Origin of the sequence: Allolucifera butyrica (assembly GCF_900476375.1) — a bacterium.
Taxonomy (GTDB): domain Bacteria; phylum Bacillota; class Negativicutes; order Sporomusales; family UPPP01; genus Lucifera; species Lucifera butyrica.
This window is the reverse complement of sequence record NZ_UPPP01000070.1, coordinates 46,314-59,701: the sequence shown is the minus strand read 5'-3', so window position 1 is coordinate 59,701 and position 13,388 is coordinate 46,314. Positions and strand designations below refer to the sequence as shown.

Here is a 13,388-nt window from a genome sequence, read left to right as displayed (position 1 = left end):
TCGCGCCCTGAGCCCTGCGCCATGGACAAGGACCACGTTAGCGGTCCTTCTCTTTATATTCCTTGTGCCAGGTGATAATATAAATCGTTCCACCGGAGTTCCTTTTTAAAATCACGGATTTTAGTGTCATTGTCAATCACCAGATATTCAATGCCGGCCATCTCGCTAAAGTCTTCCAGGTGCTCTGTGGTAACCGCCTGGCTAAAGCAGGTGTGATGCGCACCGCCGGCCAGAATCCACGCTTCGGCTCCTGTCTGCAGATTAGGCCGGGGCATCCAAAGCGCTCTGGCAACAGGAAGTTTCGGTAGACCCTGCTCCGTATTTACAACATCGACCTCATTTACCAGCAACCGGAAACGGTTGCCCATATCCAGAATTGTCGCATTCAACCCTCTGCCGGCAGGTACATTAAATACCAGCCGCGCCGGGTCCGCCTTGCCGCCAATCGATAGCGGGTGAATTTCCAGGGACGGCTTGCCGCCGGCAATCGATTCGCAGACCTCCAGCATATGAGCGCCCAACACTTTCATACTGCCGGGTTCCAGATGATAGGTATAATCCTCCATAAAAGAGGTTCCGCCGTTTAATCCCCAAGCCATAACCTTCATTGCCCGGAGTAAGGCAGCCGTTTTCCAGTCGCCTTCCGCCCCAAAACCATACCCGGCGGCCATTAGGCGTTGAACGGCCAACCCGGGCAATTGGGCCAACCCATAAAGATTTTCAAAGGTTGTGGTAAATCCCTTAAAACCGCCTTCCACAAGAAAGTGCTGAATGCCCAGTTCAATTTTCGCGGCTTCTTCCAGCGCCGCCCGCGCTGAGCCACCTTGACGAAGTTCTTTTTGTACAATATATTTCGCCTCGTATTCGGCAAGCAATGCTTTGACCTCGGCATCGCCGACAGCATCCACATATTTTGCCAAATCTCCGAGTGCATATCCGTTTACTGAATATCCCAGACGGATCTGCGCTTCTACCTTATCTCCCTCGGTAACAGCCACTTCCCGCATGTTATCGCCGAAACGGGCAAACCTGGCGCCCTGTAAATCATTCCAGGCCAAGGCGGCCCGAATCCAAACCGCCAGCCGTTCAATTACCGTTTTATCCTGCCAGAAGCCAACAATCACTTTGCGCGCTTTTCTCATTCTGGCGCCAATGAAACCAAATTCACGGTCGCCATGCGCTGCCTGGTTCAGGTTCATAAAGTCCATATCAATTTCCGACCAGGGAATATCCCGGTTATATTGGGTATGAAGATGAGCCAGCGGCTTACTCAGTATATTGAGGCCGGCAATCCACATCTTTGCCGGCGAGAATGTATGCATCCAGGCAATTAAGCCGACACAGTTTTCGGCTGTATTCGCCTCGATGCAAAGCCGGCGAATTTCCTCCGGCGTGGTTAAAACCGGTTTAAACACAATTTTTACCGGAATTGGTCCGGCTTTGCCTATCGCCTCGGCCATAACCCGTGAATGTTCCGTTACCTGTCTTAATGTTTCTTCACCATAAAGATGCTGACTGCCGGTTATAAACCATACTTCTTTTTCCCGTAAATCAATACACATGGAACTCATCCCTCCTTAATTATGGATCCTCCCGCATCACTGCTTAAAGCAATAAAAGGAAAAGCAACTTACCTTACGGCTCCCCAAATTAATAAACCGATAAATTAATTAATTAATTTATCGGTTTATATACGCCATCTTTTTGCGATTCTCCTGCTGCCAAGAACAACGCAAAGTTAAGATATTTTTTCCGTTCTTATCCCTATTTGGTCAAAGCCATAATATTTTGCATCACCAAATCAACAATTCCTTTCAAAACGGCCTCCCGCCCTACTGAAGAAAACTCAAGACGAACATTGGAAAAACAGCTTTCCAAAGCCCGCTCCCTTATTACCTGCAGCATCGCCTCTTCCACAAACCGGCGCGCCCTGACAATACCACCGCCAATAATCACCAATTCCGGATTAAAAATATTTATAACATTCGTAACGCCGAATCCCAGATACCGGGCAACATGACGGAGCATCCGGGCCGCAAGCGCGTCCCCCTCTTCGGCGGCGGTATAAATATGTTCCGCCCGAATTGCTTCAATATTTCCCTCGACTATTGAGGATACTAAAGAGCTTCGGCCTTCCTTTACGGCTTTAACCATGAAATAAACCAGAGCGGTTTCCGAAGCCATCGCTTCCAGACAGCCGTAATTGCCGCAGCTGCATAACGGGCCGTCTATATCTACGACACTATGTCCTATTTCACCGGCGCTATCACCTAAACCGCGATATAACTCGCCATTCAGGATAATCCCGGACCCAATTCCGCCTCCGACGCCCATAAATATCGCATTTTTCACTTCCCGGTAAGGCCCGTAATAGTATAATCCCAGGGCCATCGCCCGCATATCGTTCTCCACAACGACAGGCAGATGAAACCGTTCTTCCATGATAAATTTTAAGGGTACATTGCGCCAGCCCGTAGTAGGTGAAAATAAGGACAGCCCTTCCGTTGACCGGACCGGCCCCCGTACCGTTATGCCGATCGCTGATGCGCTCTGCCCTTCCGCCGACGAACAGCACTGTCTTATAATATCTTCCAAGATAGCCAATACCTCATCCTTCTCAAGATGCTGCGTATTTTGGCTCACCTGCTTCTTAACTTCCAGGCCGGCATTCACTACATAGCCGATAATTTCTTTGGACCGGACATCAGCAATAACCAGATTGGCAACTTCCGGATTCGCCTTTAACAGTACCGGACGTCTGCCGCCGCTGTATTCCCCGATCATATACGTGCTGATTATGCCGGCGTCAATCAATTTACCGGAAATGTTGGTCACCGTAGGCGCAGTCAAGCCGGTTAATTTGGCAATATCCACGCGGGATATAGGACCGCGTCTCCGTACCGTATTAACTATCAGCGCCTCATTCACACCACCCGCGGCTTTTAAATTGGTATTCATTATTTCTGCCATATCACTACACCTATTCTTGCCTTTCTAACTTAAAAATACGAACCACTGTCACTTGCGCTACCAGATTGTATAGCCCGTCGTAATAATCCGAAAACAGCCTCTCACAAATCTTCTCTCTATATAAATTAGAAATCAGAGGCCAATATTCCTCTTTAATTATAAATTTAATTAAATATTTTTTTAACCATTTTAACCTACTCTGCCGCCAAAAACAACTCCAACTATATTACCTATATTTACATCCGGCCGGACATCCATCCATTCCTGCTCTTCGCAGTGGCGGCATCGGTACGGGACTTTATACGGGTTAAGTATAATCCGGAAAATATAATCATCGCTCCGGCAATCTGCAGCGGGCCAAATGTTTCACCTAATAATATCCAGGAGGCAAAAATAGCAAAAACAGGCGATAAATTATTGTATAACGCCGCTTTTGTACTGCCAATTCTGCCAATGGCCCACACCCAAAGAAAATTACCGATACTAAGCCCCAATACACCGGAATAAAGAATACTCAGCCAGGCGGGAAGGGGAATCCGGCTCCAGTTGAGTGCCGTCAGGGCCGGTAAAGAAATCACAGCAAAGGCTAGCGCCGTAATCGTCATTACATAAGCCATAATCTGGTAAGACGAGTATTTATCCACCAGCTTTTTGGAAAATACAGTATAATAGCCGTTACCAGCCAAACCAACCAGGAGCAGCAGCGCTCCCTCCAGGTCATTCGCCGCCAGGCTCATATGCTTGCCCGACCCCAGGACAATTAAAACCACGCCGAATAAAGACACGCCAATGCCAGCCACCACCGGCCGGGAAATGGTCTCCAGGTGAAAAAATTTATTAATTAGAGCGACACTGACCGGCAAAAGAGCCAAAACCATAGCGGCATTCCCCGCCGACGTTTTGGGTAAACCGGCTAAGAAAAAGACCTGAAAAAAGAAAAAACCCATCAGACTGATGGCCAAAATCATCCTTTTATCCTCTTTCGCCACAGGCCGGCAATGTTTCTTTGAACAAAGCACCGGCAAAAATACCAGCATGGCTACCAGCAAACGCAGGGCATTATACGCCATAGGCGGCAAATACAAGAGGCCGACTTTCATAGCAGGGGTGTTGATTCCCCAAATTAATACGGTCACCAATAAAATAGCTTCAACAAAACCCCGGTTTGACAACACGATTCACTCCCATTTTAAATCTCCGGCGTCATATATCTTTCTTATTTTTTATCGACATTTCATTTTATTGTAAATCATTTCTGCCGCTTAGGCAAACAGTTCCTGCCGTTCCTATAATCCCCTGCCCCTGCTATGGAACCGTCGGGAAGGAAATAGTAAACGCCCCGCTTTAAAGCCAAGCGGAGCGCTATAGACCGAAAGACCGCATAGCGGTTTCTATTGCAGTTCTATTGCCGGCTGGGACGAAACTGAGGAATGTAGACCCGGCCGGGAAGACACTTCCGGCCGGCGCCGGCTGCCGGCATAGCGAATTTTTGCAAATTCAGCCAGATCATAATCGACGGTAACCAGATCTTGACGGTTCAATTCATTCATTGCCGTTTTACCCACTGCTTGTACAGCCAGTTGCATTTCCGCCGTGCAAGACCGCAAAAAATTAGCTAAATGGGCAGCCGCTTTATCCACATCCAGTTTATCGGTCAGCCGTCCGTCATATAAGGCCAGTTGCGGCGGGGTGGTCTGAGGCAGCGCCTTAGTCGCCTGAGTCTGCAGCGCCGCCATGAGGGCAATGGAGCCAATATATACGGCATCGGCTCCCAGCGCGACTGCTTTTAAAAAATGTCCCGGCGTTGTCAGTCCGCCCGTACAAATTACACTGATTCTTTCCCGCAGACCCTGTTCTTCCAGCCAATCCACCGTTCGTACCAGCGTATGCAATGTCGGCAGTCCTACATTGTCCTGCAGGGTGGGATTGGCGTGGGACGTTCCCCCTTCCGCGCCGTCCACAACGATAAAGTCCGCTTCCGTCCGGGCGATCACCGCCAATTCATACTCGATATAATCGGTGCCGGCTATTTTGATGCCTACCGGTACATCATAACTGGCTTTAAGACCGTTCACCAGGTTTATAAAATCCTGGACCGTCTGAATTCCCGGCATACGGGCTGAAATACCCGTGTTTTGCCCTTCCTCCAGATGCCATGCCTCCCGTAGATGGCCGCCAATTTTAGAGGCTGTAATCGGTTCGTCTACGGCGCCACCCCAGGCGCCTTGCCCCATTTGTATCTCGATGGCGTCAAGACGGCTTAGCTGGTCCGGTGTATTGAGCCAGCCGCCCCGGTTGTACTGACCGATCAAAAAGCGGGCGGCATCCCGTTCCTCCTGCGTAACCGCCGATTCCCCCGTATTGGTCGATGTTCCCGCCATAGCCGATCCCCGGGCCAATGCCGTTTTGACCTCCAAACTGAGTGAACCGCCGTAAGACATGCCCGTAATCAGAATCGGGATATCCAGGGTAAGCGGGCGCTTTGCCTGCGGACCAATCACCGTCCGGGTATTAACCTGCTTATAATCGGGTACGGGAAACGTAAAAAGCTGTTTCGGATTGAGTAATATTTTCTCCCATGGTGATAGGACAACGGGACTCCCCAGGGGACGGGTCAGTTCTTTGCCGGATTCCGCCCGCATCATCGCCTCAATGATTGCCACCGGATTCATTTTCGTTGCCGCGGTAACCAGCAGCATTGGATTATCGGGATAATCCTCCGTCATCATTTTAACCATTGCTTCGTCCATTACGGGATCCATCATCTTCATCATCATCCAGCTCGCCAGCATAGCAACATCCCTTTCATAATGACTGTTTAATCATAGTATGGTGTATACGGATAAAATCATTCCGAACCGATAAGCGGCGAAAATTTGGCCTTTTGTTTTTTAATAGGCACTGCGGGGATTGTCCAGGCCGGATGGCGATTTTACCAAATTTTAGTTTTTTGATACTATAAAGGCAAGTAAAACTCATCACAAGGAGGTCTGGATGTGAAAAAGATTCTACTATTGCTGGCTAATGGTTTTGAGGCTTATGAGGCCAGTGTTTTTACTGACGTATTCGATTGGAACCGGGAAGAAGGAGACGGGTCGACTCAATTAGTAACCTGCGGTGTGAGAGAAAAGTTAATGTGCACCGGTCATTTAACGGTTCTGCCCGAACTATTGGCATCTCAGGCCGATGCAACCGGGTTTGACGCTCTGGCGATTCCGGGAGGTTACGAATCCTATGGTTTTTATGAAGATGCCTACAGTGAGGATTTTTTGTCCGTTATTCAAACGTTTAACCGGGCGGAAAAACGAATCGCCGCGGTTTGCGTCGGCGCTCTGCCTTTGGGAAAAAGCGGCGTTTTACGTGGACGGCAGGGAACGACCTATCATTTGAACAACGGCTACCGCCAGCGGCAGTTAGCCGCTTTTGGGGTGAATGTCGTTAACCGGCCCCTCGTAGTTGACGGCAACATTATCACTTGTTCCGCGCCGGCGTCGGCCCTGGATGTTGCCTTTAAACTGCTGGAACTGCTTACATCACCGGCAAACTGCAGTCATATAAAACATTTAATGGGTTTTTAGATTTTGCCCTCCAGGTATTCGTTATAAGTAACACGCCGGTCAATCACACCGGTTTCCGTTATTTCAATAATCCGGTTGGCTACTGTTTGTACAAATTGGTGGTCATGGGATGCAAACAGGATTGTGCCATCAAACTGAATCAGTCCGTTATTCAAAGCGGTAATGGATTCCAGGTCCAGATGGTTGGTAGGCTCATCCAGCAGAAGAACATTCGCTCCGCTCAGCATCATTTTGGCGAGCATGCACCGCACCTTTTCGCCGCCGGACAATACGTTGGCCGCTTTTTGGGTTTCTTCGCCGGAAAACAGCATACGGCCCAAAAAACCCCGTACGAACGTTTCGTCCGGATCCCGGGAAAATTGTCTGAGCCACTCCACAAGATTCAGGGACGTATCAAAATAAACCGAGTTGTCCTGAGGAAAATAAGCCTGCGAAGTGGTAACTCCCCATTTCAAGTCACCCTGGTCCGCTGCAGCTTCTCCCGTAAGAATTTTAAACAGCGTTGTTTTCGCTAAATTGTCCGGCCCCACAAAAGCAATCTTATCACCCTTTTCCACCCGGAAGCTGATCTGGTCAAGCACCTTCTCCCCATCGACAGACTTACTGATATCTTCCACTGTCAACAGTTGGTCTCCCGCCTCCCGGTCCGGTTTAAAGGCAATATAGGGATATTTGCGGGAAGAAGGTCGTATATCCTCCAACGTCAGTTTTTCCAGCAGCTTTTTACGGGAAGTCGCCTGCTTGGACTTGGAAGCGTTGGCACTAAACCGTTGAATAAAAGTTTGCAGTTCTTTTATTTTTTCTTCCGTTTTGCGGTTGGCTTCTTTGGAAAGTTTTAAGGCCAATTCGCTGGACTGCTGCCAAAAATCGTAATTTCCCACATATAACTGAATTTTACCAAAATCAATATCGGCAATATGCGTACAAACCTCATTGAGAAAATGGCGGTCATGGGATACTACGATCACCGTATTTTCAAAGTTACCGAGGAATTCTTCCAGCCACCGGATGGACTCCACATCCAAATGGTTCGTCGGTTCGTCCAAAAGCAAAATATCCGGGTTGCCGAATAACGCTTGCGCAAGTAACACGCGGACTTTTTCCTTGCCGCTTACATCCCGCATGAGCTTATCATGCAGTTCTTCCTGAATGCCTAAGCCGGTTAACAGCCGGGCCGCCTCCGTTTCCGCATTCCAACCGTCCAGTTCGGCAAACTCTCCTTCCAGTTCGGCGATCCGGATTCCATCCTGATCCGAAAAATCCGCTTTGCTATACAGCGCCTCTTTCTCCTCCATAATGGCAAACAGTCTCGCATGCCCCATGATTACAGTTTTTAAAACAGTAAATTCATCAAATTCATAATGATTTTGTTTAAGAATCGCAATCCGTTCCCCCGGGGAAATGAGCACCTCCCCGGAACTAGGCTCAATAGCGCCGGACAGAATGTTCAAAAAGGTAGATTTTCCTGTTCCGTTTGCGCCAATTAATCCATAGCAATTTCCGGGAGTGAATTTAATATCCACATTTTCAAACAACGACCGTTTTCCATAACGCAGGCTCAATCCATTGGTGCTAATCATCCCTTATTCCGCCTTTCTAAAATCGATTACAAAAATAAAAGCCGTCCGGTAACGGCGGCTTTTTATGAAATTGAAAAGTATAAAGTATATTGATTAACCATATCACAAATTGTTCCAGCCGTCAAACCGTATCTCTGGCGGCGGCAATTACTCTCCATAGACAGCATTGGCAGCCTGGCTAATATAGAATGCTGGAAACGGTAACCGGCTTTATATTGACAAGCCGCGACGTTACTGTTATATTACTGTTAATAATGATAATCATAAAAGCAATGACTGGGAAAAGTACGGCAGGCTTTTTTCTCGCAGAGAGCCGGGGGTTGGTGTAACCCGGCAGAACAGGCAGCCGGAATACACCCATTAGCTGCAGGCCGAAACCAGTAGGCTGAGCCGGCCGACCGCCGTTATCGCCAAAGACGCTGTCAAGCGTCTGCTGAGCGGCTGTTTCATTGGCAATGTGGGTGGCACCGCGGGTTTTAATTAAGCCCGTCCCTGATCAGGGACGGGCTTTTCCAATGGAACCGGAAAAATCCGGTTTCTTTTTGACCGCACAAACAAACAAGGGGGAATCCATTCATGTCTGTCCTGGAAATTTTAAAGGAACGCGGCTTTATTGCGCAATTAACCCACGAAGAAGAAATTGAGACTTTATTGTCTCAAGAGCAGGTTACCTTTTATATCGGCTTTGATCCTACCGCTGACAGCCTGCATGTGGGCCATTTTCTCGGCCTCATGGTCATGTCCCACATGCAGCGTGCCGGTCACCGTCCCATTTGCCTGATCGGCGGCGGTACCGCCATGGTGGGCGATCCGTCAGGCAAAAGTGATATGCGGAAAATGATGACCGTAGAAGAAATTAATCATAACGGAGAATGTTTCAAAAAGCAGATGCAGCGCTTCATCGATTTCTCCGACGGCAAGGCGCTTATGCTTAACAACGCGGATTGGCTGCTAACCCTGAATTATGTGGAAGTACTGCGGGAAGTCGGCGTACATCTTTCCGTCAACCGCATGCTGGCGGCGGAATGTTACAAACAGCGGATGGAAAAAGGCCTTACCTTTTTGGAATTTAATTATATGCTTATGCAGGCCTACGATTTTCTCGAACTTCACCGCCGTCACAACTGCCGTATGCAATTAGGCGGTGATGACCAATGGTCCAATATTCTGGCCGGCGTTGATCTCATCCGCCGTAAAGAAAGCAAGCCTGCTTTCGGCCTGACTTTTACCCTGCTGACTACCAGCGACGGTCGCAAAATGGGTAAAACGGAAAAAGGGGCATTATGGCTTGACCCGCAAAAGACGACACCCTATGAATTCTATCAGTACTGGCGTAATGTTGAGGATGCCGATGTGTCCCGGTGCCTGTCCCTGCTTACCTTTCTGCCCATGGAGGAAGTAAGACGGCTGAGCGCTCTTAAAGACAAGGAAATCAATACCGCCAAAAAAATATTGGCGTACGAAGTAACCAAACTCATCCACGGGGAAACGGAAGCGCAGAAGGCGCAGCAGGCGGCGGAAGCCCTGTTCGGCGGCGCGGGACCGCTGGATAATGCGCCCACCCTGACCATATCCCCCGCTGTTATTAATGGTACTAAGCTACTGGATATTCTTACCGGCGCCGGTGTTTTTGCATCCAAAGGCGAGGGCCGCCGTTTAATTGCCCAGGGCGGTCTCTACCTTGGCAATATCAAAGTCACCGACCAGGATATGCTCCTTACTGCTGATCTGTTTGAAAACAACAGTCTGCTCGTCCGCAAGGGCAAAAAAAATTATTACCGGCTCATTATTGATTAATTCACTTTAAGGGGGGAGGTTCCGTGATCTCCGTTCTCAGTGACTGCCGTCTTTGCCCCCGCCGATGCCGGGTAAACCGCACCCGGGCCGAAAAGGGTTATTGCGGAGCAGGCGTATTACCCAAAATCGCCCTGGTATCATTGCATCATGGCGAAGAACCTTGCCTGTCAGGCAGCGGCGGCGCCGGCACGGTGTTTTTCTCTCACTGCAACCTGCACTGCCACTTTTGCCAAAATCATAAAATTAGCCAGGAAGGATATGGCCGGGAAGTTTCCATTGACCGGCTGGCGGAAATTTTTTGCGAGCAAGAGCAGCGTGGTGCTCATAACGTGAGCCTGGTTACTCCCACCCAGTTTACGCCACAAATTATCGAAGCTCTCCGGACGGCCAAACAACAGGGTTTTTCCTTACCTGTTGTTTATAACACCAACGGTTATGAAACGGTGGAAACCGTAGAAATGCTCGGCCCCTGGGTTGACATTTTTCTGCCTGACCTGAAATACGCTGCCAATGACTACAGTATTACCTACTCCGAGGGTCCCGGTTACTTTCATTATGCCAGCCGGGCCATTGCCAAAATGGTGGAATTGACCGGTCCGCCCCGGTTTGACGACCAGGGAATCATGCAAAAAGGAGTTATTGTCCGCCATTTGGTCCTGCCTGGGTTAAGGAAGGATTCGCAGCGCATCCTGGACTGGCTTTGGCAAACCTTCGGCCACACTGTGTATATCAGCCTGATGAACCAGTACACACCGTTATATAACGCCGGTCAGCACCAAGAACTTAATCGCACTGTGACGACCCGGGAATATGACCGCCTTATTGAATACGCTCTCACTCTGGGGATCGAAAATGCGTTTATCCAGGAAGGGCGGGCCACCGGCAGCCAGTTTGTACCGTCTTTTAATTTAGCCGGTGTCTTGAATCCTGCCGAAGGACACCCGACTCTAACCGGTCCGTAAACAGTTCTCCTACGCGGACAATCGTCAGTTCTGTCCTGTATTGACGAATCTTCCGGAAGAGCATAATATAGACTTGTAATGTGAAAATTCATAAATAATCCCTTCTCGGTTTACATTAGGGTTGGGCAGGACAGCCTGCTGCAACCCTAATCCAATAAATGGGAGATGAATGGCAAATGATTAATCAAGCAAGAATGCTGGCCGAATTTCTGGAACTGGTCAAGATCAAATGTTCCACCAAGGAGGAACGGCAAGCGGCCGATTTCCTGAAGCCACGGCTTACGGCCCTGAATCTGGAAGTCAGCGAGGATGACGCGGCTGCCAAATTCGGCGGCAATTGCGGCAATATACTGGCCTACCTGAAAGGAAATGTGCCGGCTGCCCCGGTCATTCTGCTCAATGCCCATCTGGACTGCGTTGAACCTTGTGAAAATATTCAGCCCCAAATCAAGGATGGGATCATTTCGTCCGCCGGCGATACGATTTTAGGCTCCGACGATAAAGCCGGCGTAGCCGCTATTCTCGAAGCTTTACGGATACTCAAGGAACAGAATTTGCCCCATGGCGATATTCAGGTTGTTTTTACCGTTGGTGAAGAATCAGGCTTAAATGGCTCCAAAAACCTGGACCGGCAATTATTGAGGGCTGACTTCGGCTATTCCCTGGATGCCGGCGGTACGCCCGGCGAAATTATCACCATGGCTCCCGGCCAAAATAGTATTAACGCTACAATCCACGGCAAGACAGCCCATGCAGGGGTAGCACCGGAAGAAGGGATCAATGCCATTGTCGTGGCCGGCAAAGCCATTGCCGCCCTGAAACAGGGGCGCCTGGACTTTGAAACCACGGCCAATGTCGGTATCATCCGCGGCGGCCGGGCCACTAATATCGTGCCGGATACGGTAGAAGTGTTCTGCGAGGCCCGCAGCCGCAATCTGGACAAACTGGCAGCCCAAACGGCCCATATGCGGGAAACATTTGAGCAGATCGCGCAGGCCAACGGCGCCCGGGCTGAAGTAACCGTCTCCAGCGCCTATAATCCCTTCGTGCTGGAAGAAAACTCAGCTGTTGTCAGTTTGGCCGTTCAGGCAGCAAAATGCATTGGTTTGCTGCCTGACGTTAAAGCCACGGGTGGCGGCAGCGACGCCAATTTCTTTAATGCCTACGGTGTCCCGACAGCGGTTCTGGGCGTCGGCATGTCCAAGGTACATACAACGGAAGAATTCATCAAAGAAGCGGATCTGTATGCTGCAGCCCGTCTGGTTCTGGCAATTATCCAAGCAGCCGCCGAAAAACAAAAATAGATTTCTATTTCCGGGCGGGCATTTTGCCCGTCTTTTTGTTTTGCTCTGTCTTGCGGAATTATTTAAGAACCGCTATACTATATTATTAGTCCATTCATTTATTTGTCTCTTGGAAAAGGTGGTGATTCGATGAAAACAGGCATATCTATTATTGGAGCGCCGGTCTGGCTGGGACAGACCCATTACGGCACCAATCTGGGGCCTTACGCCCTGCGCGCTGCCGGAATTCTCGACGCATTGACCCTACTAACCGCCGACGTTATTGATGCCGGCAACATTGCCGCCGATACCAAAAAAAGGTCCAAACAACGCCGCTCGCGGCTGAAGAATCTCCGCGCAGTCGTTACCGCCAATGAAGAGCTGGCGGAAATGGTCTCGCTCGCCACCGGCCGGCACCGTTTTCCCCTCGTTTTAGGCGGTGATCACAGTATTGCTATTGGCACATTAGCCGGCCTGGCCCGGCATTATCATAATCTCGGGGTTATTTGGTACGACGCCCATGCCGATATGAATACACCCGAAACGTCTCCCAGCGGCAACATCCATGGCATGCCGCTCGCAGCCAGTATGGGACTGGGGCACCCTTCACTCGTTCAGGTTGCCGGTTATATGCCAAAAGTAAAACCGGAAAATATCGTATTTATCGGGATACGGGATATAGATCCGGGGGAACGGGAATTAATCCGGACCCAAAAAATAAAACAGTTTACAGTCGCCGATATTAACGAACGGGGCATGCCGCAGATTATCCGGGAAACCCTGGACTACCTGCTTTCCCGCTGCGACGGCATCCATCTCAGTTTTGACCTGGACGGTATAGACCCGTCCGCCGCGCCGGGAGTTGGTACGCCGGTTCCGGGAGGAATATCCTGGGCTGATAGTCTGTTGGCCATGCAGGAACTGGCTCATTCAGGACAAATCACCTCTGCCGAATTTGTAGAACTGAATCCTTTACTGGATAAGGACCAGCGAACCACACAGGCAACGGTCCGGTTAGTCTCTCTCCTGTTTGGCGGATCCGCCGTTACGGCGGCCCGGCAGGAATTGCCGGCAGCTACGGACATTACCGGCTAAACTTATTTGCATGACGCAGGCTTATAACCAAGCCTGCGTTTTTCGATTTTCAGCACCTAATTTATCCAATTCATTTCAGAAGGAATTTTGTAAAACTTCGTCGAAATCAGGGAACTTAAATGT

The 13,388-nt window shown here is 49.6% G+C and carries 10 protein-coding genes and 1 other annotated feature; of the genes, 5 read left to right on the top strand and 5 right to left on the bottom strand.

All coding sequences use genetic code 11. The features are described from left to right. Positions 1-53 precede the first annotated feature (53 nt). The 4 genes from araA to LUCIF_RS11070 form a co-directional block, all read right to left on the bottom strand. Complete coding sequence (gene araA, locus LUCIF_RS11085) at positions 54-1,562, bottom strand: L-arabinose isomerase (RefSeq protein ID WP_122627956.1); 1,509 nt, start codon at positions 1,560-1,562, stop codon at positions 54-56. 202 nt (positions 1,563-1,764) lie between these two features. Beyond that, on the bottom strand, positions 1,765-2,970 hold the full coding sequence (locus LUCIF_RS11080; protein ID WP_122627955.1) for an ROK family transcriptional regulator: 1,206 nt from the start codon (positions 2,968-2,970) through the stop codon (positions 1,765-1,767). Positions 2,971-3,206: 236 nt separating this feature from the next. After that, positions 3,207-4,145: a DMT family transporter gene (locus LUCIF_RS11075; RefSeq protein WP_207857499.1), complete on the bottom strand. Its 939-nt coding sequence runs from the start codon at positions 4,143-4,145 to the stop codon at positions 3,207-3,209. A 216-nt stretch (positions 4,146-4,361) separates the two neighbouring features. Further along, positions 4,362-5,762, bottom strand: a complete 1,401-nt coding sequence (locus LUCIF_RS11070) for an FMN-binding glutamate synthase family protein (protein ID WP_122627954.1) — start codon at positions 5,760-5,762, stop codon at positions 4,362-4,364. A gap of 204 nt (positions 5,763-5,966) precedes the next feature. Here LUCIF_RS11070 and LUCIF_RS11065 point away from each other — a divergent pair, with 204 nt between their 5' ends. Then, positions 5,967-6,548 (top strand): DJ-1/PfpI family protein, encoded by a 582-nt coding sequence (locus LUCIF_RS11065; RefSeq protein ID WP_122627953.1) that lies wholly within the window; start codon positions 5,967-5,969, stop codon positions 6,546-6,548. On the opposite strand, the gene LUCIF_RS11060 is transcribed toward LUCIF_RS11065, so the two are convergent. After that, complete coding sequence (locus tag LUCIF_RS11060; RefSeq protein WP_122627952.1) at positions 6,545-8,128, bottom strand: ABC-F family ATP-binding cassette domain-containing protein; 1,584 nt, start codon at positions 8,126-8,128, stop codon at positions 6,545-6,547. The two genes, LUCIF_RS11065 and LUCIF_RS11060, sit on opposite strands and share 4 nt — an antisense overlap. Before the next feature lie 263 nt (positions 8,129-8,391). Beyond that, positions 8,392-8,625: a binding site (T-box leader), on the top strand. A gap of 79 nt (positions 8,626-8,704) precedes the next feature. On the opposite strand from LUCIF_RS11060, the gene tyrS reads away from it, so the two are divergent. From tyrS to rocF, 4 genes are all read left to right on the top strand, one after another. After that, positions 8,705-9,925 carry a tyrosine--tRNA ligase gene (tyrS, locus tag LUCIF_RS11055; RefSeq protein ID WP_122627951.1) on the top strand — a complete coding sequence of 407 codons (1,221 nt, stop codon included), beginning with the start codon at positions 8,705-8,707 and terminating at the stop codon, positions 9,923-9,925. Positions 9,926-9,948: 23 nt separating this feature from the next. Then, complete coding sequence (locus LUCIF_RS11050) at positions 9,949-10,887, top strand: radical SAM protein (protein ID WP_122627950.1); 939 nt, start codon at positions 9,949-9,951, stop codon at positions 10,885-10,887. A 158-nt stretch (positions 10,888-11,045) separates the two neighbouring features. Next, entirely contained in the window at positions 11,046-12,191 is a 1,146-nt protein-coding gene (locus tag LUCIF_RS11045; RefSeq protein WP_243638721.1) for a M20/M25/M40 family metallo-hydrolase, read from the top strand. A gap of 129 nt (positions 12,192-12,320) precedes the next feature. Further along, a complete protein-coding gene (rocF, locus tag LUCIF_RS11040; RefSeq protein WP_122627948.1) occupies positions 12,321-13,265 on the top strand; it encodes an arginase in 945 nt (314 codons plus the stop codon). The last annotated feature ends 123 nt before the right edge of the window (positions 13,266-13,388 follow it).

Bases quoted from the DNA above. Each gene is read 5' to 3' on its own strand.
- LUCIF_RS11060 (WP_122627952.1), bottom strand. From the start codon at position 8,128: ATGATTAGCACCAATGGATTGAGCCTGCGTTATGGAAAACGGTCGTTG.
- LUCIF_RS11080 (WP_122627955.1), bottom strand. From the start codon at position 2,970: ATGGCAGAAATAATGAATACCAATTTAAAAGCCGCGGGTGGTGTGAAT.
- LUCIF_RS11045 (WP_243638721.1), top strand. From the start codon at position 11,046: ATGGGAGATGAATGGCAAATGATTAATCAAGCAAGAATGCTGGCCGAA.
- LUCIF_RS11070 (WP_122627954.1), bottom strand. From the start codon at position 5,762: ATGCTGGCGAGCTGGATGATGATGAAGATGATGGATCCCGTAATGGAC.
- araA (WP_122627956.1), bottom strand. From the start codon at position 1,562: ATGTGTATTGATTTACGGGAAAAAGAAGTATGGTTTATAACCGGCAGT.
- rocF (WP_122627948.1), top strand. From the start codon at position 12,321: ATGAAAACAGGCATATCTATTATTGGAGCGCCGGTCTGGCTGGGACAG.
- tyrS (WP_122627951.1), top strand. From the start codon at position 8,705: ATGTCTGTCCTGGAAATTTTAAAGGAACGCGGCTTTATTGCGCAATTA.